Annotated in this window: 2 pseudogenes; both read left to right on the plus strand. The window is 66.0% G+C overall.

Going from position 1 to position 335, the window contains the following annotated elements:
- Nucleotides 1–202, plus strand: a pseudogene (locus tag EN853_RS33370) (ABC transporter permease); the annotation flags it as partial.
- Nucleotides 202–335: pseudogene (locus tag EN853_RS33375) on the plus strand (ABC transporter permease); the annotation flags it as partial. The pseudogenes EN853_RS33370 and EN853_RS33375, both read left to right, overlap by 1 nt.

Below are 335 nucleotides of genomic sequence, written 5' to 3' on the forward strand. Positions count from 1 at the left end.
CAATCCGCTCGCCATCATCCCGGTCGCCATCCTGCTTGGCGGCATCGACGCCTCCGGCGGCCTGATCCAGCGCCGCATGGACCTGCCCGACGCGACCGTGCTGGTGCTGCAGGGCATGCTCTTCATCGTCATCCTGTTCAGCGAGACCTTCTACGGCCGCTTCAAGCTCTTCAACCCCGACCTGTGGCAGAGGAGCACCTGATGGAGACGACCGACATCGGGCTGTGGGGCGTGCCGCTCGCCATGCTGGGCGGCGCCATCCGCGTGTCCACGCCCTTCATCTTCGTCTCACTGGGCGAAGCCATCACCGAGCGTTCCGGCCGCATCAATCTCGG

Origin of the sequence: Mesorhizobium sp. M1C.F.Ca.ET.210.01.1.1 (assembly GCF_004791585.1) — a bacterium.
GTDB lineage: Bacteria > Pseudomonadota > Alphaproteobacteria > Rhizobiales > Rhizobiaceae > Mesorhizobium.